The organism is Polaribacter marinus, assembly GCF_022662535.1.
Taxonomy (GTDB): Bacteria; Bacteroidota; Bacteroidia; order Flavobacteriales; family Flavobacteriaceae; genus Polaribacter; species Polaribacter marinus.
In genome coordinates, this window is record NZ_JAKQYM010000017.1 from 1 (window position 1) to 23776 (window position 23776).

A 23776-nucleotide genomic window follows, 5' to 3' on the forward strand; every position below is an offset into this window, starting at 1 on the left:
TAATCCTCATATCTTACGATATGAGGATTTTTTTTTATACAAAATTTATTCAAATTGATTTTTGTTCTAATTGTGAAAGCCTGTAAATAAGATTTACAGGCTTTTTTAATAAATAGAAAGTGATTATTTAGATTTTAGGAAGGTCATTGTTGTCTTTTAAAGGAAGGTTGGAAGTTCCCATTAAATACGAATCAACATGATAAGCTGCTTGTCTTCCTTCTGAAATTGCCCATACGATTAATGATTGTCCGCGTCTCATATCTCCTGCAGAGAAAATACCTGGAATATTTGTTGCGTAATTTTTTGTACTAGCTTTAATATTATTCCTGAAATCCATCTCTAATCCAAACTCTTTTGACAAGGTATTCTCTGATCCTGTAAATCCTAATGCTAATAAAACTAAATCCGTTGACCAAGTTTTTTCTGTATTAGGAATTTCTTTTAATTGAGGTCTTTCTCCATCTTTAAAAATCCATTCTACATTTACAGTTTTTAACCCTGTTAAATTTCCGTTTTCATCTCCAATAAATTCTTTTGTTGAAATGCTAAAAAAGCGTTCGACACCTTCTTGATGCGAAGAAGTGGTTTTTAATTTCATAGGCCAATAAGGCCAAGGTTGATTGGCAGGCCTTCCTTTAGTAGGTTTTGTTAAAATTTCAAAATTCGAAATTGATTTAGCACCATGTCGATTAGACGTTCCTATACAGTCTGAACCAGTATCACCACCACCAATTACAATTACATTCTTATTTTTTGCAGAAATGATATCTTTAAAATCAATTAGACCATCTACTTGCTGGTTATTTAATTTTAAAAAATCCATAGCTTGTGTTACTCCTTTTAAATCAGCACCAGGAATAGGTATCTTTCTTTTTTGTGTTGCTCCTCCACATAGTACAATAGCATCAAATTCTTTTTTAATTTTTAAAGCATCTATATTTTTACCTACATGTGCATTCATTTTGAAAACAATTCCTTCTTCTTCTAGAACTTTTATACGCCTATCAATTATATTTTTTTCTAATTTAAAATCAGGTATTCCGTATCTTAATAAACCACCAATTTTTTCATCACGTTCAAAAACCGTTACAAAATGTCCCGCTCTGTTTAATTGTTGTGCAGCTGCTAATCCTGATGGTCCAGAACCAATGACAGCAACTTTTTTATCAGTTCTTAATTTTGGTGGATTTGCAATTATCCAACCTTCTTTAAAAGCAGTTTCAATAATATTCTTTTCGATATTTTCAATGGTTACAGGATCTTCATTGATACCTAAAACACATGCTTCTTCACAAGGAGCAGGACAAAGCCTACCAGTAAATTCTGGAAAATTATTTGTTGAAAGTAAGATTTCAGCAGCTTCTTTCCATTTTGCTTTGTAGACTTTATCATTAAAATCTGGTATTAAATTCCCTAAAGGACAACCACTATGGCAAAATGGAATTCCACAATCCATACAACGAGCACCTTGGTCTTTTAATTTTTCTTCATTAAGAGGAATGGTAAATTCTTTGTAATTTTTAATACGTTCTTTAGTAGATTTATAATCCTCTACTTGTCGCTTAAATTCTAAAAATCCTGTTATTTTTCCCATGTTAAGCTGTTTGTAATTCTTCTTTTTTTAATCTTTCTAATGCTACTCTATATTCTTCTGGTAAAACTTTTTTAAATTTAGGTACATAATTTTTCCAATTTTTAAGTATTCTTTTTGCTAAAGGACTATCTGTAGCTTTTATATGATTTTCAATTAATTGTTTTAGTTGCTGTTTGTCTTCTTCACATGTAATAAGATCGATATTTAAATCATCTGCATTACAGTTTTGTTGGAATGTTCCGTCTTCGTCTAAAATATATGCAATACCACCACTCATTCCCGCTCCAAAGTTTCTTCCTATTTTTCCTAAAATCACAGAAATGCCTCCTGTCATATATTCACATCCATGATCACCGATACCTTCAACAACAGCTTTTGCACCAGAGTTTCTAACACAAAAACGCTCTCCTGCTTTTCCATTGATGTACACTTCTCCAGAAGTTGCACCATATAGAGTTACGTTACCTGTAATAATGTTATCCTCAGGAATTATAGTACATTTTTCTGGTACTTTTATAATTAGTTTACCTCCGGAGAGTCCTTTACCAAGATAATCGTTTGTGTTTCCATGGACAGTCATGGTTATTCCTTTTGTTGTAAATGCACCAAAACTTTGTCCTGCAGAACCACTAAAATCTATATTTATAGTATCTTCAGGTAAACCTTCAGCTCCGTAAATTTTTGAAATTTCGTTACTTAGTATTGCTCCAACAGCTCTATCGATATTTGTTATTGGTAGTTCTAAATGAGTTTTTTGTCTTCTAAATAAAGCTTGATGCGCTTTTTTAATTATTTTAAAGTCTAAATGCACATTTAAATTATGATCTTGACAATAAGTATTGTATAATTTTACATTGTCATCAACTTTTACTTTATGTAAGATAGGAGTTAAATCTATACCAGATGCTTTGTAATGTTCTATTGCTTTGTTTCTATTTAATTTTTGAGATTGTCCAACCATTTCATTAATAGTTCTAAACCCTAGTTTGGCCATTATTTCGCGCAATTCTTGTGCTACAAAATACATGTAGTTAACTACGTGCTCTGGCTTTCCTTTGAATTTCTTTCGCAATTCTGGGTTTTGAGTTGCAATTCCTACAGGACAAGTATTTAAATGACAAACACGCATCATGATACAACCAGAAGCAACTAAAGGAGCTGTTGCAAAACCAAATTCTTCAGCACCTAAAAGACAAGCAATTGCTACATCTCTTCCTGTTTTTAACTGTCCGTCGCATTCCAAAACGATTCTGTTTCTTAGATCGTTCATTACTAAAGTTTGTTGTGCTTCAGCAATTCCTAGTTCCCAAGGTAATCCTGCATGTTTTTGTGAGGTTAATGGTGTTGCTCCTGTTCCTCCATCAAATCCAGCTATTAAAATAACATCAGCTTTTGCTTTTGCTACCCCTGCTGCTACTGTACCTACACCAATTTCTGATACTAGTTTTACATTAATTCTTGCTGTTCTATTTGCCGATTTTACATCGTAAATTAATTGTGATAAATCTTCAATAGAATATATATCATGATGTGGTGGTGGAGATATTAAACCGACATAAGGTGTAGAGTTTCTTGTTTTAGCGATTTCTCTATTTACTTTTGGTCCGGGTAATTGTCCACCTTCACCAGGTTTAGCACCTTGAGCAATTTTTATTTGTATTTCACTTGCGCTAGTTAAATAATTAGAAGTAACACCAAACCTACCAGAAGCAACTTGTTTTATTGCAGAGTTTTTCCAATCGCCTTTAGAACTTTTATAAAATCTTTCTTGGTCTTCTCCTCCTTCACCAGAATTAGATTTACCTCCAATTCTATTCATTGCCACAGCTAGATTTTCATGTGCTTCTTTACTGATAGAACCATAAGACATGGCACCAGTTTTAAAACGTTTTACAATTTCTGTCCAAGGTTCTACCTCATCTAAAGGAATTGGGTCAAACTGATCAAATTCAAATAATCCTCTAATCGTCATTAAACTTTTAGATTGATTATTAACTAGTTCAGAATATTCTTTAAAAGTTGAAGCTTTATTTGTGCGAACAGATTCTTGTAATTTGGCAACAGTTAACGGGTTGAACATGTGTTTTTCTTGTCCACGTCTCCACCTGTAATCTCCTCCAATTTCAATATTAGGTTCTATATTTTTTGTAAATGCTTTTTTGTGACGTTTCACAATTTCTTGCTCAATTTCTCTTAAACCAATACCTTGAATTCTTGTTGGTGTATTTGGAAAATACTTTTCTACTGTAACGGTATTTATCCCAATACATTCAAAAAGCTGTGAACCTCTATAGGAGTTTAATGTAGAGATACCTATTTTATTCATTACTTTTAAAATTCCTTTTCCAACAGCTTTATTGTAATTTTTAATTGCCGTCAAGTATTCTAGTTCTGTAATTTCTCCAGTTAAAACTTGCTTTTCTACAATTTCATTTACTATATATGGGTTTACGGCACTTGCTCCAAAACCAAATAATAAAGCAAAATGATGTACTTCTCTAGGTTCTGCAGATTCAATAATCAAGCTAATTCTAGAGCGTTTTTTTAATTTGTGTAATGCGTGATTTAAATATGAACATGCTAAAAGCGCAGGAATTGGAGCATGATTTTCATCAACATATCTATCTGATAGAATGATAATATTTGCCCCATTATCAATAGCTTTTGATGCTTTTGTAACTAAGTTTTCTAAAGCAACCTCAAGTTCGTTTAAACCTCTATTGACTTCATATAACATAGAAATTGATTCAATTTTAAAATCCGGATTGGAATCGTAATCTCTAATTTTATCTAAATCGTGTTTAGATATTACTGGGTTTTGAATTTTTAATTTCTTACAATGTTCAGCATTTATATCAAAAATATTTACATCGCTACCAAGAGTTAAACTAATATCTGTAATTAATTCTTCTCTAATTCCATCTAAAGGTGGATTGGTAACCTGTGCAAAAAGTTGTTTAAAATAATTATAAATTAATTGAGGTCTTTCAGAAAGAATTGCAATAGGAGTATCACTTCCCATAGAGCCAATAGGTTCTTTACCACCTTGTGCCATTGGTTTGATAATAGTGTTTAAGTCTTCTTGTGTATATCCAAAAACAATTTCTCTCTTTTTTAGTTCAATTTCATTATATTTAATATGACCTTTTTTTGCGGATAAATCTTTTAAATGCACTAAGTTTTGATTTAGCCATTTTCTATATGGATGCTTAGCTGCAATTTGTTCTTTTATTTCTTCATCATTTACAATTCGACCTTCTGTCATGTCTACCAAAAACATTTTTCCAGGTTCTAAACGACCGTGAAATTCAACATTTTCTGGTTTAATATCTACAACACCCGTTTCCGAAGACATAATAACATTTCCTTTTTTTGTAACAGTGTATCTTGATGGTCTTAAGCCATTTCTATCTAAAACAGCACCAATAAAATTACCATCTGTAAAAGGTATTGAAGCTGGTCCATCCCAAGGTTCCATTAAGCAAGAATTGAATTCATAAAAAGCTTTTTTAGCATCCGACATATTTGGGTTTTTTTCCCAAGCTTCTGGAACTAACATCATCATTGCTTCTGGTAGAGAACGCCCTGTCATTAATAGCAATTCAACAACCATATCTAGGGTTGCAGAATCTGATTTTCCTTTTAATACAGTTGGAATAATTTTTTTAATATCATCTCCAAACCAATCACTTTGCATGATTTCTTCTCGCGAAAACATTCTAGAAACATTTCCTCTAACAGTATTGATTTCTCCATTATGGCAAATATATCTGAAAGGTTGTGCTAAGTCCCAAGTAGGAAAAGTATTTGTTGAAAAACGTTGATGTACCAAAGCTAATCTTGTGTCTAAAGCAGCATTGTATAAATCTAGGTAATATTGATTGATATGTTCAGGCATTAAAAGCCCTTTATAAATGATGATTTTTGTGGATAAACTGGGAATATAAAAGAATTTAGCTTCAGATAATTTAGAGTTGTAAATGGTGTGTTCTGCAATTTTACGAGCTGCAAAAAGTTTTAAATTAAAATTAAAATCTGATTGCTTTTTTTTTGTTTTTCCTATAAAAACTTGCTTAACAAAAGGTTCAGTATTTTTTGCAATCTTACCTAATACTTTGCTATTTACAGGAACATCTCTCCAACCTAAAATTTGTAAACCTTGTTTTTTTATTTCTTCTTCAAAAATAGCTATACAATATGTTCTTTGGTTTTCTTTTTGAGGAAGAAAAACGTTGCTAACTGCATATTCACCAGCTTTGGGTAATGTAAACTCACAAAATATTTTAAAAAATTTATGTGGAATATCAATTAAAATACCAGCCCCATCTCCTGTTCTTCCATCGGAACTTACAGCACCTCTATGTTCTAGTTTTACAAGTATTTCTAATGCTTTATGAATAATATCATTAGAACGTTTTCCTGTTAAACTACATATAAATCCTGCTCCACAATTATCGTGTTCAAATTCTGGTAAATAAAGTCCTTGTTTTTTCATTTTCTACTGAATAATATTCGCTAAACTAAGTATTTTGTTAAAAATAATTTAACGATTTGTGGTTTTTAATATTATTTTTGTAGTGAAAATAAAAAAAAGGTATTTAAAATGTAATATTAATAATTTAAGTCTTTAGAATTGTTATATTCTTAAAAAGTAGAATTTTTTGTATAAAATAAGAAGGAATGGTGTTTGTATTATATATAATTAAGTGTTTCTTCACCTTTTTTACCAGAACTAATTAAATAGGCTTGGTTGATTTCTGAAACAAAAATTTTACCATCGCCTTCATTTTTTGTAGATGCGATACTTAAGATTGTTTTAATTGTAACCTCTTCAAAAGCATCATTTACAACTATAGAAAGGTGTTTTTTTTGATTATTATTGTCGTTGTAATCTTCTGATGAGTGAGATTTATTTTCGTTTTTATTACCTAAAGTAGTTACATCCCAATAAGAAAAATAGTTTACATCTACTTCGTGTAATGCTTTCCTTAATTCGTTAAATTTTGATGCTCTAATTATGGCCTCAATTTTTTTCATATTTTTTTAATGTTTATTTATTTTTACAAAAAATCACACAACATAAAAGTTGTGTGATTTTTTTGAATTAAAATTTATTATAACTTTAGTTATCATCAAATTCTCTTTGTCTTTTACCAGGGTAAGCAATAGAACCATGTTCAGAAATATCTAAGCCTTCTATTTCTACTTCTTTTGTAACTCTTAATCCTATTGTAGCTTTTAATATACCTAACACAATAAAAGATAAAGCTATTGCCCAAACAGCATAAGCTAAAACTCCAATTGCTTGTGTTCCTAATTGAGAAGCTCCTCCACCATTAAACAATCCAATTGCTTTATCTCCGTCTACACCCCATAGTCCAATAACTAAAGTACCCCATGCACCAGCAACACCATGAACAGAGGCGGCACCGATAGCATCATCGATTTTTAATTTCTTTTCAATAAATTCTATAGAAAAAACTACTATAACTCCACCAATGAGTCCCGCTAATATAGCTCCCCCTGTAGTCATATTTCCGCAACCTGCTGTAATACTTACTAATCCAGCTAATGCTCCGTTTAAAGTTTGTGCTAAGTTTGGTTTTCCGTACCAAATCCAAGTTGTAATTAAAGCACCTAATCCTCCTGCTGCTGCAGCTAAGTTTGTAATTAATACTACGTTTGAAGCAGCAATAGCATCGTCACCACCCCAAGCTAATTGAGACCCCCCATTAAAACCAAACCAACCAAACCAAAGGATAAATACCCCTAAAGTTGCTAGTACTTGGTTATGTCCAGGAATAGGTAAAACTTTACCGTCTACATATTTTCCAATTCTAGGACCTACTAAGAATGCAGCTACTAATGCAGCCCAACCACCAACAGAATGAACAATAGAGGAACCGGCAAAGTCAATAAACCCTAATTTAGTTAACCAGCCTTCTCCTTGCCATTGCCATCCTCCTGATATTGGATAAATTACTGCTGTCATTACAAGAGAGAAAATTATATAAGTACTGTATTTTGTTCTACCAGCAATAGCTCCTGATACAATTGTTGCTGCTGTTGCTGCAAACATTGTTTGGAAAAATAAATCAGCTCCTTCACCTTGCATTAAACCTCCCCAGAAAAACCATCCATTACTTGTGTCTCCGTACATTAATGAATATCCTACAAACCAATAAGTAATAGAACCTACACAAATGTCTAAAAGGTTTTTCATCGCAATATTCACTGCATTTTTAGATCTTGTCATTCCAGATTCTACTAAAGTGAATCCAGCTTGCATAAGAAATACTAAGATACCAGCAATTAGCATCCAAAGCATTCCCATGTCTCCTTTAATTTTTGCAACTTCAGTAGCAACGTCTACAGTTGCGGTTGCATCTTGTGTTAATGTTAAAAATAAACTCATATTTTTTAGTTTTAGTTAGTGTTTTTAGAAAGTGTAAACAGCAGCAATAGTTGCACCAGTCATGCTGTCATCTGCAGGGAAACCTGGGATAATCATATCTTTAGAAGTGTCATATCTTACTTCAGGTATTATTTTTAAACTTTCTGTTAAAGAAAAGTTTCCCGAAAGAGTAAATGCAGAAACATTTGTATCTCCTGCACCAGATGTATAAGAGAAAAATTCTGGTCTAAAACCTAATGAGAATTTTTCGGAAAACTTATTTTGTAAGTACAAAGCAGCACCTTGGTAACCTGCATCAGCATCACTAGATTTAGAATATGCAGCATTGATTCCTATGTAAAAAGATTCTGTAGCATCAAAACCACCTGTGTAGTCTAAGTACAAAACATCTGTAAAACCAAATCCATCTGCGCCATATGCTAAATTAAAATACTGCCCTTTATAACCTGTTTGAAAACCTAATTGATAGTTATTAGTTGGATTTGAACCCGTAATTATTGCATGTGGATTTGTAACTGCTAGCATAAATGATAAATCTTCTGATGCTGCATAATCTATTTTTAGACCTGTATGAGAAAAAGGCCCAGCTCCAAATAAATAAGAAACAGAATAGTTAAAGTTTCCCGAAGGAGAAATTACTTCGTAACCATAAAAAGTATTAAACTGTCCTAAAGTTAATGTTACTTTATCGGAAGCTTTGTAGTAAGCATATAATTGATTGATAGCACCTTGATATGCATTTGCAGCATTTGCTCTTGGTCCGTAGGCTAAGTCTGCAACTACTCCTGCCTTTCCTTTTTCGTAAGCAAAAATGGTATTAATCATCCCTAAGCCAAATCCATTTGCAGGGACATCAGATAATATACCAACAGTACCTAATGAATTGCTTTTTAGATTGCTACTGTGATATACATCTACACTACCACTTAATGTAAAGGTTCCTTTATCTTCTTTGTCTTCTTTTTCTTGACCAGTGATTACTAAGCTACTTGCTAGTAAAAAAGTAAAAATAATTTTTTTCATGATAATGTTTTTTTTTAGTTGTTTTTATTTTGTTTAACAGGTCAAATGTATATATTAAAAATAAATTAAAATAAGGGTTAGTGTTTGAAAAGTATGTTTTTAAGATATGTACCCTTAAAAAAATAGGGGGTAAATTAAGATTAATGTATTTTTTAATTATTATAAGGGGGTAAATATTATGTTTAAAAATAAATGATACGTAATTTTGGGATATTCATAAAAATGCACTTTTTGAAAAAAAAGTTGATTTTATTGTATTTTTGACACTATGAAATACTCATTTTCTTATCTAATTAAGATTCAGTTTTTAGGATTTCGATTCTCTGGATGGCAAAAACAAACAAATGCAAAAACGTTACATGATATGGTTGATAAAACCTTATCATTTGTCTTTGAAGATGTTCGGTATAAAACAATTGGTGTAGGAAGAACCGATGCAAAAGTTTCGGCGAACTCTTACTACCTTCAGTTGTTTACTGATATTGTTGTTGATGAGGTGTCTTTTATGGAGTTGTTAAATTCTAATTTTCCTTCCGATTTTAAAGCGATTTCTATACAAGGAGTTGATGGAGGTTTTAATCTTATAAACTCTCCTAAGATTAAAGAATATCATTATTACTTTTCTTTTGGCGAAAAAAATCATCCTTTTGCTGCTCCTTTTATGGTAAATGTTGGCAGAAATTTAGATGTTGATTTAATGAAAAAAGCGGCAAAACTTTTTGAAGGAGAGCATTATTTTCATAAATATTGTACAAAACCTTCCGAGCATACTATTTTCAAAAGAGTGATTGATTCTTGTGAAATTGTAGAGAATGAGATACTGATAGCTAACTTTTTCCCTGAAAAATCATATATACTTAAGGTAAGAGGAAAGGGGTTTTTAAGGTATCAAATACGTTTAATGATGGCAACTTTGTTTGAAGTAGGAAAAGGAAATTTAGATTTGCGATTTATTCAAGATTCTTTAAAAGAAGATAATGATCGTAAATTTTTGAGAAATAATGCACCATCTTCTGGTTTGCAGTTGTATGATATTGAATTAGAGCTGTAGTTGGAAAGTAAGTCTGCCCTGAAAGGGTTATAAAATAAAAATCCACCTATTGAAAAGATGGATTTTTATATTTTGTATGTAAGTTGTTATTTATCCTTTGATAATTCCTCTAGAAATTACAATTTTTTGAATCTCAGATGTTCCTTCGTAAATCTGTGTAATTTTCGCATCACGCATTAAACGTTCTACATGGTAATCTTTTACAAAACCGTTTCCACCGTGAATTTGTACAGCTTCTACAGTTTGTTCCATGGCAACTTTAGATGCGTATAATTTAGCCATGGCACCAGACATATCGTAATTATTACCTTGATCTTTGTCCCATGCAGCTTTCATTACTAGCATTCTTGCGGCTTCAATTTCGGTGTGCATGTCAGCTAATTTAAAGGCAATTGCTTGATGATTACAGATTTCTGTTCCAAAAGCTTTGCGTTCTTTAGAGTATTTTAAAGCTAATTCGTAAGCACCAGAAGCGATTCCTAAAGCTTGAGAAGCAATACCAATTCTACCTCCAGAAAGTGTTTTCATGGCAAATTTAAAGCCAAATCCATCTTCGCCAATTCTATTTTCTTTAGGTACTTTTACATCGTTAAATTGCAAAGTATGGGTGTCTGAACCACGAATTCCTAATTTATCTTCTTTAGGCCCTATGTGGAAACCTTCGGTTCCTTTTTCTACAATAAAAGCATTAATACCTCTGTGCCCTTTTTCTCTATCGGTTTGAGCAATAACTAAGTATACATCAGCACGTCCTCCGTTAGTAATCCAGTTTTTTGTACCGTTGATAATGTAGTGATCTCCTTTGTCTTCTGCAGTTGTTGCTTGTGATGTTGCGTCAGAGCCTGCTTCTGGTTCACTTAAGCAAAATGCACCAAGGTTTTCTCCTGTAGCTAATTTTGTTAAATATTTTTGCTTTTGTTCTTCAGAACCATAAGCTTCTAAACCATAGCAAACTAAAGAATTGTTTACAGAAACCATAACAGAGGCAGAGGCATCAATTTTAGAAAGTTCTTCCATAATTAACACGTAAGAAATAGCATCCATTCCGCTTCCTCCATATTTTGGGTCAACCATAATACCTAAAAACCCTAAATCTCCCATTTTTCTTACCAATTCATTAGGAAACTCTTGCTTGTTGTCTCTTTCTATAACGCCAGGTAATAATTCGGTTTGCGCAAAATCTCTTGCAGCATCTCTAATCATTAAGTGCTCATCTGTTAAACTAAAATCCATTTGTATATTTTTGGTGTATTCTTATTTTTTGATTGCAAAGATATCGATTTCGTAACATATTTTGAATAGAGTTTTATTATTTTTACGGGCATGATTAAAAATGAAGTGTTTTCAATAGGAGTGATGTCGGGTACATCTTTAGATGGAATTGATTTTGTGTATGTAAAATTTGATGAAAATAATGTTTCAAATTTTAAAATTTTAGAAGCAAAAACTATTGCTTATTCAGATCTGTGGAAAGATAAGTTGCAAACTGCAATTTCATTTTCAGAAGATAAATTACAAGATTTAGATGTAGATTACGGTGTTTTATTAGGAGAAAAAATAAATGATTTTATTGCTGAATTTAAAATTGATAACATTGATTTTATAGCTTCACATGGACATACTGTTTTACATCAGCCAGAAAATGGAATTACACTTCAAGTAGGTAATGGTCAAATCATAGCAAACTTAACAAAACAAAAAGTAGTTTGTGACTTTAGAACTCAAGATGTTAAACTTGGTGGTCAGGGGGCTCCTTTGGTTCCGATTGGAGATAAATTGTTGTTTTCTCAATATGATTATTGTTTAAATCTTGGAGGGTTTGCCAATGTTTCTTATCAAAAAGGAGAAGAAAGAATTGCATACGATATTTGTCCTGTTAATATTGTATTAAATAAGTATGCACAGCAATTAGGTTTCAATTATGATGATAGGGGTAAGATTGCTGCTTCTGGAAACTATTTATTGAATTTAGATACGGAATTACGTTCCTTATTATATTATAAAGAGAAGCCGCCAAAATCTTTAGGATTAGAATGGGTTCAGGAAGAAGTTTTTCCAAGAATTGAGTTGGTAAAAAGAAAGCCCGAAGATGTGTTAAGAACCTTTACAGATCATATTGCTTGGGCTATTGCAGATGTGTTTCCAGAAAATGCCAAAGTTTTGGTAACAGGTGGTGGAGCTTTTAATGAATATCTGATTGCTCAAGTAAAAAATAAAAAAAATGTTAAACTTATCATTCCTTCTAAAAAATTAATTGATTTTAAAGAAGCTTTAATTTTTGCTTTTTTAGGATTGTTACGTGTTGATAATCAGATTAATTGTTTAAAAAGTGTAACAGGGGCAAGTAAAGATCATTCGTCTGGAGAGGTTTTTTACCCTAAAGAAATTTAAAGCAAATCATTTGGCTCTTCATTTTTTTGGAGTAAATTTGTTAGTAACAAAAGAAACTAATTAAAAGCATTTTATATAATGAATCAACTTTAACTTTTTTATAGACGAATAAAACGGCGAATTGCGAAGAAGAATACTTAAAAACAAAGTTGAACATTATAAAGCTAAAAATGAAAGAATTACTAAAAATATACGAAAATAAACAACCAGAAATCGTTTTTCATTGGAAAGACCAAGAAACAGATGCAGAAGGTTGGACTGTCATAAATTCTTTAAGAGGAGGTGCTGCAGGAGGTGGTACAAGAATGCGTAAAGGATTAAACATGAATGAAGTTTTATCACTTGCAAAGACGATGGAAGTTAAATTTACCGTTTCTGGGCCAGCTATTGGAGGTGCCAAATCGGGAATAAATTTTGATCCAAATGACCCAAGAAAAAGAGGGGTTTTAGAGCGTTGGTATAAGGCAGTAACACCTTTGTTAAAACATTATTATGGAACTGGTGGAGATTTAAATGTTGATGCAGATAAAGATGTAATTCCAATTACGGAAAGTTGTGGAGTTTGGCATCCTCAAGAAGGGATATTTAATGGTCATTTTAAACCAACAGAAGCAGATAAAATTAATAGAATCGGTCAGTTAAGGCTAGGTGTTATTAAAGTTATAGAAGATAAACAATTTTCTCCGGATCTATCTAGAAAATATACCGTAGCAGACATGTTAACGGGTTATGGTGTTGCAGAAGCAGTAAAACATTATTATGATATCTATGGTGGAAACATCGTTGGTAAAAGAGCCATTGTGCAAGGGTTTGGAAATGTGGGCTCTGCGGCCGCTTATTATTTAACGCAATTAGGTGCTAAAGTAGTGGGTATTATTGATAGAGATGGTGGATTGATACAGGAAGAAGGATTTTCTATGGAGGAAATGACGAACCTATTTTTATCTAAAGATGGAAATAAATTGGTTGCTGATAAAATGATTTCCTTTGACGAAATTAATAGTAAAATTTGGAGTTTACCAGCAGAAATTTTTGTTCCTGCAGCTGCTTCAAGACTGGTTTCTCAAGATCAAGTTCAAAAAATGATCGATAGTGGTTTAGAGGTAATTTCTCCTGGAGCAAATGTTCCGTTTGCAGATAAAGAAATTTTCTTTGGACCTATCATGGAATATACAGATAATCATTTAAGTTTATTACCCGATTTTATTTCAAATTGTGGAATTGCCAGAGTATTTGCCTACTTAATGGAATCTAAAATAGATCTGCCAATGCAAGACAAAGCAATATTTAATGATACATCTACTATTATAAAGAAAGCTTTGCAAAAAACATTTAGAAGAAGTGCTTCTAAAACAAAAATATGTTCAACTGCATTTGAAATTGCATTAAAACAACTAATTTAAACTAATTTATATATGGAATCAATTATTATTATCGTATTTGTAATGGGGTATTTAGCCATTACATTAGAGCATAACTTAAAACTCGACAAACTAATTCCTGCCTTAATTATGATGGCAGTTTGTTGGGCTATTGTAGCTTTAGGTGTTGACAGTTTTACAACTTGGTTTGATTCGAGCAAGCATGCTTTGGTCGAGGGTTTTGGGTCGTTGGTTCATGATGATAAAATACATTTGGTTGAAGAAACCTTATTGCATCATTTAGGAAAAACAGCAGAAATATTGGTTTTTCTTTTAGGTGCAATGACTATTGTAGAGATCATTGATTATTTTGATGGTTTTTCAACAATCAAATCCTATGTTGTAACAAAGAAAAAATCTAAAATTTTATGGATTTTTTCGATACTTGCGTTTTTATTATCTGCAATTATTGATAATTTAACAGCAACAATTGTTTTAATATCGATACTTCAAAAAATAGTAAAAAAGAGAGAAGAAAGAATTTGGTTTGCGGGTCTAATTATTATTGCGGCTAATGCTGGTGGTGCATGGTCTCCAATTGGGGATGTTACTACTACCATGCTTTGGATTGGTAAAAAAGTAACTACTTTAAAATTAATTGAATACCTATTAATACCTTCATTATTGTGTATGGCGGTACCAACTTTAATTGCTTCGTTTTTACCGGCTTTTAAAGGTGAAATAGATTCTGAAGAAGAACTAGAAAAACCTCAGAGTCCACACAGTGCCAAAATGTTGTATTTAGGTTTAGGAGCTATTGTTTTTGTGCCAATATTTAAAACAATTACACATTTACCTCCTTATGTTGGTATGATGTTGTCTTTAGCAGTTGTAGCTACTTTTGCAGAAATATACAGTCGTACAAAATTCTCTTTAACAGATTACGATAATGAATCTGAAGCGAATGCACATCATAGTCCTGTACACGCTTCTTTGTCAAAAATTGAAATGCCAAGTATTTTATTTTTCTTAGGGATTTTAATGGCAGTTGCTGCTCTAGAATCTTTAGGGATATTATTTAACTTTGCTTCTACCTTACAAGAGTCTGTACCAATGATGGGAACAGAAATTCATGTAGCTGGTAGAACAGGTGTTTCTGATTTGGTAGTAATGTTATTAGGTGTAGGTTCTGCGGTAATAGATAATGTGCCTTTAGTGGCAGCAAGTTTAGGAATGTTTTCTGAACCTATAGATAATGAGTTATGGCATTTTATTGCTTTTTCTGCAGGTACTGGTGGTTCTATGTTAATCATAGGTTCTGCTGCAGGAGTGGTAGCAATGGGGATGGAAAAAATAGATTTTTTCTGGTATTTCAAAAAGATATCTTGGTTAGCTTTAATAGGTTTTGTAGTTGGTTCTGCAACATTTATGATCACAAGAACATTGTTTTAAAAACTAAAAAATGAATAAAAAAATGTCATTTCAATGTAATTTGAAATGACATTTTTTTGTGGTATCAATAGTCTTTTTATAAAACAAAACAATTTAAAAAAAGAAAACTCGTTACTAATAAAGAACTAAAAATAAGGTTTAATGATTTCATTTTTTCAAGAAAATAAAGAAGTTTTAGAAGAGGTAGTACCTAAAGAGAAAACACTTTCTATTTATAAGTTAATTATGGATGGTGGTTTAGGAGGGCAAATCATAATTGCTTTACTTTTTGTATTGCTTACAGTTGCATTATACATCTATTTCGAACGGTTTTTTGCTATAAAAGCTGCCTCAAAAGAAGATAAGAACTTTATGAACCAGATTAAAGATTATGTTTCTAATGGTAAGTTAGAGTCTGCAAATGCTTTATGTAATAGTAAGAATACACCTACGGCGCGTTTAATAGGTAAAGGAATTTCTAGAATAGGTAAGCCCTTAGATGATATTAATACCGCTATTGAAACCGCAGGTAAATTAGAGGTGTATCAGCTAGAAAAAAATGTAAGTGTTCTGGCAACTATTGCAGGTGTGGCTCCAATGATTGGTTTTTTAGGAACTGTAATTGGAATGATTGTTGCAATACATGAAATAGCAAATGCTGGTGGGCAAATTGATATTAAAATGCTTTCAGACGGATTGTATACGGCAATGACAACAACAGTTGCTGGTCTAATAGTGGGGATTATTGCTTATGTTACCTATAATCATTTAGTAGTAAGAACAGATAAGGTTGTATATCAAATGGAGGCAAAATCGGTAGAGTTTTTAGACTTATTAAACGAGCCGGCTTAGTATGAATTTACGCGGAAGAAATAAAGTAGATCCAACATTCAATATGTCTTCAATGACAGATATTGTGTTTTTACTGTTGATATTTTTTATGCTTACATCAACATTAGTAACAGTAAGTGCCATTGATGTTTTGCTGCCTAAAGCTGGAGGAAAAACAGAAAACAGCAAATCTGTAGCTGTTACTATAACCAGTAAGTCCGTTTTTTATATTGATAAAAGAAAAGTAAGTTCTTCAAAATTAGAAAGCGAAATTTTAAAAAGCATTGGAGCAGATAAAAAGAAAACAATCGTAATTAGAGGAGATAAAGATGTACCTTATAAAAATGTGATGAAAGTAATTGATATCGCAAACAAAAATAAAATAAAAATGATTTTAGCTGTAAAAGGCGGAAAGTAAAATAGCGCTTCTTAAAAGCTTAGGAAGTAAATTATGAAAATATTAAACACCAAACATAAACGTAAATCTGCTGTTATTACTTCGGTAATTTTGATGCTTTTCATTTTTTGGATTTTTAATTTCGGAATGAAGTACCTAGATCCTCCAGAAGAATATGGTTTGGCTATAAATTTAGGGAATTCTAATATTGGTAGTGGAGCGCCTGTTCAAAAAACAAAAAAGATTTCTACTCCTAAAATTATTGAAAAAGAAAAGCAGGTAGAAGAGGTAAAGGAAACTCCAAAAGAAATTATTAAAGAAGAGATTATAACAGATGATACTTCAAAAGATGTTCCTGTTGTTGAAAAAAAGAAAGAGAAAAAAAAGCCGCTTAAAGAAGTTGTAAAAAAAGTAAAACCAAAACCTAAGCCAAAGCCAAAACCTTCTAAAGAAAACCAAGATGCATTAAATAATTTATTAAAGGGAAATGCTTCAGATGGAAAAGAGAAAGGTGAGGGAGATGACAAGATAGAAGGTGTAAAAGGGAAAGAGAAAGGGGATCCTGATTCTGATAAATATTATGGAAATACAGGGAATGGTTCTGGTGGGAATTATAACCTTAATGGAAGAAAAGCTTTGTTAAAACCTAAAAAGCAACCAGATTGCCAAGAAGAAGGAATTGTGGTTGTTAGAATTACTGTAGATAAAAATGGAGAGGTAATTGATGCCGTTGCTGGTGTAAAGGGGTCTACAAATACAGCTCCTTGCTTGCTAAAACCTGCTAAAGAAGCTGCCTTAAAAACAACTTGGAATGCAGATAATAAAGCGCCTTCTAAACAAATTGGGACTATTATTTATAAGTTTTCTTTGTCTAAATAATCATGTATTTTTGCGGAATAAATTACCAACAAACTTTTTATTGGGTGTTTGTGTAATTATCAATGTACCTAAGAGAATGTAAAATGTCGTTTAAAAATAATTTCACGAATATTTTATCATTTTCAGAGGGGTTAAATTTATAAAGAAAAAATCCAAATCTATTGATGTTGGAAAAGCAAACAAAAAAGAAGAGGCATGTACTTTTTTGTTTAAATTGATTTTATGTTCTTTGCAGTAATCTGAATAAAATTGATGAAATTCACAGTTTTAAAAGGCAGGAGTATTTTAAAGGTTTACAAGTTAATATTGTACATTTAAGCCGGAAAATTAATGTTTTAGGAATTTGTTTTTTGTAAAAAAAAAGTTAAGTTAAATTAAATGAAGAAAAAAGCAATTATTGTTTCGGGGTATTTCAATCCAATTCACAAGGGGCATTTAGAGTATTTTATCAATGCAAAAGCTTTGGCAGATGAGTTGTTTGTTATCGTAAACAGTGATTTCCAGAGAGCGTTAAAAGGTTCTAAAGAATTTCAGAAAGAGGAGGAAAGATTGTTTATTGTTCAGAATATTAAATCTGTAGACAAAGCAATTATTTCTGTAGACCGAGATAGAACTGTTTGCGAATCCATTAAGAGTCTTTTTAAAACTTACGGAGACCTGTACGAATTAGCTTTTGCAAACGGAGGAGATCAAAATAATAATTCTATTCCAGAAGCACCTATTTGTAGAGAATTAGGAATACAGTTGATAGATGGTTTAGGAGATAAAATTCAGTCTTCTTCTTGGTTGTTGGCAAAGAAAGAACAATAAGATAAATACTACCTATGCTCTTGATAATATAGAAGAGTGTATGGTTGTTTCAGTTGAATTAATGAATGTATCAGTACTTTAGAAAAGGAAAAAATTATTTTTGTAGTAGTGGTTTTTAAGAAATAAGAATAGACTTATATGAATATAGCAGTCATAGGATCTGGTTATGTAGGCTTGGTGTCAGGAACTTGTTTTTCGGAAATGGGAAACAAAGTAACCTGTGTAGATGTAGATCAAACTAAGATTCAAAAATTAGAAAAAGGGATCCTCCCTATTTTTGAACCCGGTTTAGAGCAAATGGTTTTTAATAATGTAAAAAACAACAACTTGTTCTTTACAACAAACTTAGCCCTAGCTATTAATGATGCTGAGATTGTTTTTATAGCAGTAGGAACCCCTATGGGCGATGATGGGTCGGCAGATTTGCAATATGTTTTAGCGGTTGCTAAATCTATAGGAAAGAACATGGAAAAAAGATTGGTGATTGTAGATAAGTCTACAGTGCCAGTTGGAACGGCTGATAAAGTAAAGCTTACTATACAAAAGGAATTAGATGCTAGAGGAGTTGATATAGATTTTGATGTGGTTTCTAATCCTGAATTTTTAAAAGAAGGAGCAGCTATAGCTGATTTTATGAAGCCTGATAGGGTTGTTATAGGAGCAGATTCAGACTATGCTTTTGAGTTAATGAAGCAATTGTATTCACCTTTTTTTAGAACACATGATCGTTTTATAACCATGGATATTCGTTCTGCAGAAATGACTAAATATGCAGCAAATGCAATGTTGGCTACAAAGATTTCTTTTATGAATGAGATTGCTAATATTTGCGAAAGAGTTGGTGCCGATGCTAATATGGTTAGGATAGGTATTGGATCAGACCAAAGAATTGGTTATAGTTTTATTTATCCCGGTGCTGGATATGGAGGGTCTTGTTTTCCAAAAGATGTAAAAGCGTTAAAGAAAATAGCAAAAGAAAATGGGTATAAAGCCAATTTAATTGAGTCTGTAGAAAAGGTTAATAATGCTCAAAAATTAGTGATTGCTCATAAAATTGTAAAACGATTTGGAGAAGATTTATCTGGGATGACTTTTGGATTATGGGGGTTAGCTTTTAAACCAGGAACGGATGATATGCGGGAGGCTCCATCAATTTATATTATGAAAGAATTGATAAAAAGAGGGGCTAAAATAAAAGCTTATGATCCAAAAGCAATGAAAGAAGCCAAAGAGTTTTATTTAAAAGGAATTGAGAGTATTCAATATTTTAATTCTAAATACGAAGTTTTAAAAAACGCTAATGCTTTAATTCTTTTAACGGAGTGGAAGGAATTTCGTTCTCCAGATTTTGAAGAAATCAAATCTTTGTTGAATTTTCCTGTTATTTTTGATGGAAGAAATCAATACAATGCTTTTCATTTAGAAGAAAAAGGCTTTGAGTATTTTCAAATAGGAAAAGTTTAGTCTCTTTTTAAATAAATTTATTTCACCTAATGGTATTAGATATAGAGTTGTTGTAGATATTATTCTAAATAAGATTGTTATTGACTTCTTTTGTTAAGAAGATAAAACACTGTAGTGTATGGATAAAAAGAAAAACCTTATTGTTTTTGGAACAAGACCCGAAGCTATTAAAATGGCACCTTTGGTCAATCAGTTTTTAGCGGATGAACGATTTGAAACTAAGGTTTGTGTTACAGGGCAGCATCGAGAAATGCTAGATCAAGTGTTGACCTTTTTTAATATTATACCCGATTTTGATTTGAGTTTGATGAAGCCCAATCAAAATTTGTATCATTTAACAGGTGAAGTTATCTCTGGTTTAAAACCTATTTTGGAATCTTTTCAACCAGATTATGTTTATGTACACGGAGATACAACTACAACAATGGCAGCAAGTATTGCCGGTTTTTATGCTGGTGCAAAGGTTTGTCATGTAGAAGCGGGTTTAAGAACGAATAACATGTTATCACCTTTTCCAGAAGAAATGAACAGACAAGTGGCGGGTAGAGTGGCAACGTACCATTTTGCTCCAACCCTAAAATCACAAGAAAATCTATTAAAAGAGAATATTTCAAAAGACCACATATTAGTTACAGGAAATACCGTGATAGACGCTTTGTTAGAAAGTGCTAATAGGGTTGAAGGTTTAGAAAATGAGGATGTAGTTGAGCTTAGCTCTAAGATAGATTTTGAGAAAAGAATCATATTAGTTACAGGGCATCGAAGAGAAAATCACGGACAAGGTTTTGTCAATATTTGTGCAGCTCTAAAAGAAATAGCAGTTCAAAATCCAGATGTAGAGATTGTATACCCTGTGCATTTAAATCCAAATGTTTTAAAACCAGTAAACGAACTTTTAGGAAGTATAAGTAATATTCATTTGATAAAACCACTTTCATACCCCTCTTTTGTTTGGTTAATGAATCATTCGTATTTAATTATTACAGACAGTGGGGGTGTTCAAGAAGAAGCGCCAAGTTTGGGAAAGCCAGTTTTAGTGATGAGAGATACTACAGAGAGGCCAGAGGCGGTTGAAGCGGGTACAGTTATTTTAGTGGGAACAAATACAAATAAAATAATTAAAGAAACACAAGAATTATTAGACAATTCAAATAAATATAATTCAATGAGTTCTTTACATAACCCCTATGGAGATGGTAAAGCATGTCAAAAAATTATTGAATTTATTTCAAACTTATAATATCATGAGTAAAGTAGAAGTTGTTACCTTAGGTTTAGGGTATATTGGATTGCCTACCTCTGCATTAATTGCGCAAAATGGCATTCAAGTGCATGGGGTTGATGTAAATCAAAAAGTAGTAGATACAATTAATCAAGGTAAGGTTCATATTATAGAGCCTAGTTTAGATGTTGCAGTTGAAGAAGCAGTACAAAAAGGTTTTTTAAAAGCGGATATAGAGCCTGTTATTGCTGATACTTATTTAATTGTAGTTCCAACTCCTTTTAAAGGCAATCATGAACCAGATATTTCTTATGTAGAAGCTGCAACAAGAAATATCATTCCTTTCTTAAAAGAAAATGATTTGTATATTATTGAATCTACTTCCCCTATTGGGACTACAGAGAAAATGATGAATTTAATTTATGGGGAAAGACCAGAATTAAAAGATAAATTAAATATAGCTTATTGTCCAGAAAGAGTATTGCCTGGAAACGTTATGTACGAATTGGTTCATAATGACAGAGTTATTGGAGGTGTAGATGAAAAATCAACACAAAAAGCAATTAATTTTTACAAACAATTCGTAAAAGGAGCGCTGCACGCAACCAATGCGAGAACAGCAGAAATGTGTAAATTAACGGAAAATTCATCAAGAGATGTTCAAATTGCTTTTGCCAATGAGCTTTCTTTAATTTGTGATAAAGCAGATATCAATGTTTGGGAACTGATTACTTTAGCGAATAAACATCCAAGAGTTAATATTTTACAACCAGGTTGTGGGGTTGGAGGTCATTGTATAGCAGTAGATCCTTATTTTATTGTTTCTGATTATCCAATGGATTCTAAAATTATTGGAACCGCAAGAGAAGTAAATAATTACAAATCTTTTTGGTGTGCAGAGAAAATTCAAACAGAAAAATTAAAGTTTGAATTAGAATATGGAAGAAAACCAAAAATAGCCTTAATGGGATTGGCATTCAAACCAAATATTGATGATTTACGTGAATCTCCAGCAAAATATATTGTGAATAAAGTTTTACAAAACGACAATAATGGCGACTATTTTATTGTAGAGCCAAATATAGAAGAACATAATGTGTTTAAATTAACAGATTATAAAGTAGCTATAGATAAATCGGATATTGTTGTGTATTTAGTAGCTCATAACGAGTTTAAAGAATTAAAATTACCTAAAGAGAAAGTTGTTTTAGATTTTTGTGGTGTTTGTAGATAAAGATTTTTATTTAAAAAGAATTAAGAATACTTTCATTTTTTTAACCAAGTAGAAGGAAAAGCATTCTTTGGTTTCTAAAAAATAATAGAATGCTTTTTAATTTTAAAGAACAGATTTGAGTCTTTTCAAATCAAAAATAAATAAATTAACTTATTTTAGTTAGATGAATTATCAACAAACTTTAGATTGGATGTTTGCACAATTGCCTATGTATCAAAGAGAGGGCAAAATGGCGTTTAAAAAAGATTTGACAAATATTTTAGCCTTTTCAAAGGCGTTAAATTTTCCAGAAAAAAAGTTCAAATCAATTCATGTTGGGGGAACAAACGGAAAAGGATCTACAAGTCATATGCTTTCTTCAATCTTGCAAGAAGCTGGGTATAAGGTAGGTTTGTACACCTCTCCTCATTTAAAGAGTTTTACAGAAAGAATTCGAATTAATGGTAATGAAATTCCTAAAATAAAAGTAGCCTCATTTATAAAAGAACATAAAGATTTTTTAGAAAAACAAAAATTGTCCTTTTTTGAAATGACGGTGGGTATGGCTTTCAATTACTTTGCCAATGAAAAAGTAGATATTGCTATTATTGAAGTTGGTTTAGGGGGAAGGTTAGATTCTACAAATCTAATTAGTCCTGAGGTTTCTGTGATTACAAATATTGGTTTAGATCATACTCAGTTTTTAGGAGAAAGCTTACCAGAAATTGCCTATGAAAAAGCTGGAATTATTAAAAAAAATACTCCTGTGGTTATAGGTGAAAAACAAGTAGAGGTTCAGGGTGTATTTATTGCTAAAGCAAAAGAGCATGCATCAAAAATATTTTTTGCTTCAGAAGATACTCAAAGTTACAAAACAGATTTGCTAGGCAATTATCAAAAACACAATACAAAAACAGCGGTTCAAGCTATACGGCAGTTAAAAGGTTTTCATGTATCAAATAAAAATATTTCCGAAGGTTTGTTAAATGTTGTAAAAAACACCAATTTAAAAGGGAGGTGGCAGATTTTACAAGAAAAACCAAAAGCTGTTTGCGATACTGCTCATAACAAAGAAGGTTTACAGATTGTCTTACATCAACTTAGAAAAGAGAAATTTAAAAATAGGCACATTGTTTTGGGTTTTGTTTCTGATAAAAATTTAGAAGATGTATTGCCACTTTTTCCTAAAGAAGCAAGGTATTATTTTTGTAAACCAGATATTCCAAGAGGTTTGTCGGCAGATGTTTTACAAGAAGAAGCGTTAAAGTTTAATTTAATTGGAAAAAAATATACTTCAGTTCAAGAAGCATATTCAAAAGCCTTAATTGCTGCAAATGAGGAAGATATTGTTTATGTGGGAGGAAGTACATTTGTAGTTGCAGAAATAATTTAAATTTTTTTAATTTTTCTTTTGGATATCTTAAAATGTATGTTATATTTGCACCCGCTAAGGGCAATTAGCTCAGTTGGTTCAGAGCATCTCGTTTACACCGAGAGGGTCGGGGGTTCGAATCCCTCATTGCCCACAACAATTAAAATCCTGATGAATTTTTCATCAGGATTTTTTCTTTTACAAAAATTTGAAATTTATTTGAAGGAAGGATATCAGGGATCAAGGGATCAAGTCCAAAAGTTGTGGGATTTAAGGATTACGCAAAAATTGTACTAAGTCTGAATAAGAAAAAATCTACATT

18 protein-coding genes and 1 tRNA gene are annotated in these 23776 nt (G+C 31.8%); 13 read left to right on the plus strand and 6 right to left on the minus strand.

Going from position 1 to position 23776, the window contains the following annotated elements:
• Positions 1 to 127: 127 nt before the first annotated feature.
• The 5 genes from MC378_RS14420 to MC378_RS14440 form a co-directional block, all read right to left on the minus strand.
• Positions 128 to 1594, minus strand: coding sequence for a glutamate synthase subunit beta (locus MC378_RS14420; protein WP_242179479.1), 1467 nt, complete (start codon positions 1592 to 1594; stop codon positions 128 to 130).
• 1 nt (position 1595) lies between these two features.
• The gene (gene gltB, locus MC378_RS14425) at positions 1596 to 6089 is read right to left on the minus strand and encodes a glutamate synthase large subunit (RefSeq protein ID WP_242179480.1); all 4494 of its coding nucleotides are present in this window, start codon (positions 6087 to 6089) and stop codon (positions 1596 to 1598) included.
• Positions 6090 to 6286: 197 nt separating this feature from the next.
• Entirely contained in the window at positions 6287 to 6631 is a 345-nt protein-coding gene (locus MC378_RS14430) for a P-II family nitrogen regulator (RefSeq protein ID WP_242179481.1), read from the minus strand.
• Between the two features lie 85 nt (positions 6632 to 6716).
• Positions 6717 to 8009 carry an ammonium transporter gene (locus tag MC378_RS14435; protein ID WP_242179482.1) on the minus strand — a complete coding sequence of 431 codons (1293 nt, stop codon included), beginning with the start codon at positions 8007 to 8009 and terminating at the stop codon, positions 6717 to 6719.
• Positions 8010 to 8033: 24 nt separating this feature from the next.
• Positions 8034 to 9032 carry an outer membrane beta-barrel protein gene (locus MC378_RS14440; protein ID WP_242179483.1) on the minus strand — a complete coding sequence of 333 codons (999 nt, stop codon included), beginning with the start codon at positions 9030 to 9032 and terminating at the stop codon, positions 8034 to 8036.
• Between the two features lie 268 nt (positions 9033 to 9300).
• On the opposite strand from MC378_RS14440, the gene MC378_RS14445 reads away from it, so the two are divergent.
• The gene (locus MC378_RS14445; RefSeq protein ID WP_242179484.1) at positions 9301 to 10083 is read left to right on the plus strand and encodes a tRNA pseudouridine synthase A; all 783 of its coding nucleotides are present in this window, start codon (positions 9301 to 9303) and stop codon (positions 10081 to 10083) included.
• 90 nt (positions 10084 to 10173) lie between these two features.
• On the opposite strand, the gene MC378_RS14450 is transcribed toward MC378_RS14445, so the two are convergent.
• On the minus strand, positions 10174 to 11316 hold the full coding sequence (locus MC378_RS14450; RefSeq protein ID WP_242179485.1) for an acyl-CoA dehydrogenase: 1143 nt from the start codon (positions 11314 to 11316) through the stop codon (positions 10174 to 10176).
• A 90-nt stretch (positions 11317 to 11406) separates the two neighbouring features.
• On the opposite strand from MC378_RS14450, the gene MC378_RS14455 reads away from it, so the two are divergent.
• From MC378_RS14455 to MC378_RS14510, 12 genes are all read left to right on the plus strand, one after another.
• Positions 11407 to 12474 (plus strand): anhydro-N-acetylmuramic acid kinase, encoded by a 1068-nt coding sequence (locus MC378_RS14455; RefSeq protein ID WP_242179486.1) that lies wholly within the window; start codon positions 11407 to 11409, stop codon positions 12472 to 12474.
• Positions 12475 to 12644: 170 nt separating this feature from the next.
• Positions 12645 to 13877, plus strand: coding sequence for a Glu/Leu/Phe/Val dehydrogenase dimerization domain-containing protein (locus MC378_RS14460; protein ID WP_242179487.1), 1233 nt, complete (start codon positions 12645 to 12647; stop codon positions 13875 to 13877).
• Positions 13878 to 13889: 12 nt separating this feature from the next.
• On the plus strand, positions 13890 to 15287 hold the full coding sequence (gene nhaD, locus MC378_RS14465) for a sodium:proton antiporter NhaD (protein WP_242179488.1): 1398 nt from the start codon (positions 13890 to 13892) through the stop codon (positions 15285 to 15287).
• Between the two features lie 141 nt (positions 15288 to 15428).
• Positions 15429 to 16118 carry a MotA/TolQ/ExbB proton channel family protein gene (locus MC378_RS14470; protein ID WP_242179489.1) on the plus strand — a complete coding sequence of 230 codons (690 nt, stop codon included), beginning with the start codon at positions 15429 to 15431 and terminating at the stop codon, positions 16116 to 16118.
• A 1-nt stretch (position 16119) separates the two neighbouring features.
• A complete protein-coding gene (locus MC378_RS14475) occupies positions 16120 to 16515 on the plus strand; it encodes an ExbD/TolR family protein (protein WP_242179490.1) in 396 nt (131 codons plus the stop codon).
• Between the two features lie 33 nt (positions 16516 to 16548).
• Entirely contained in the window at positions 16549 to 17373 is an 825-nt protein-coding gene (locus tag MC378_RS14480; RefSeq protein WP_242179491.1) for an energy transducer TonB, read from the plus strand.
• 378 nt (positions 17374 to 17751) lie between these two features.
• Entirely contained in the window at positions 17752 to 18183 is a 432-nt protein-coding gene (locus tag MC378_RS14485; RefSeq protein ID WP_242179492.1) for an adenylyltransferase/cytidyltransferase family protein, read from the plus strand.
• A 138-nt stretch (positions 18184 to 18321) separates the two neighbouring features.
• Positions 18322 to 19647: a UDP-glucose dehydrogenase family protein gene (locus tag MC378_RS14490; protein WP_242179493.1), complete on the plus strand. Its 1326-nt coding sequence runs from the start codon at positions 18322 to 18324 to the stop codon at positions 19645 to 19647.
• A 118-nt stretch (positions 19648 to 19765) separates the two neighbouring features.
• Positions 19766 to 20887 (plus strand): non-hydrolyzing UDP-N-acetylglucosamine 2-epimerase, encoded by a 1122-nt coding sequence (wecB, locus tag MC378_RS14495; protein WP_242179494.1) that lies wholly within the window; start codon positions 19766 to 19768, stop codon positions 20885 to 20887.
• A 4-nt stretch (positions 20888 to 20891) separates the two neighbouring features.
• Positions 20892 to 22103 carry a UDP-N-acetyl-D-mannosamine dehydrogenase gene (gene wecC / locus MC378_RS14500; protein ID WP_274704133.1) on the plus strand — a complete coding sequence of 404 codons (1212 nt, stop codon included), beginning with the start codon at positions 20892 to 20894 and terminating at the stop codon, positions 22101 to 22103.
• Positions 22104 to 22266: 163 nt separating this feature from the next.
• On the plus strand, positions 22267 to 23475 hold the full coding sequence (locus tag MC378_RS14505; RefSeq protein ID WP_242179495.1) for a bifunctional folylpolyglutamate synthase/dihydrofolate synthase: 1209 nt from the start codon (positions 22267 to 22269) through the stop codon (positions 23473 to 23475).
• 58 nt (positions 23476 to 23533) lie between these two features.
• Positions 23534 to 23608: transfer RNA gene (locus MC378_RS14510), tRNA-Val, on the plus strand.
• Positions 23609 to 23776 lie beyond the last annotated feature (168 nt).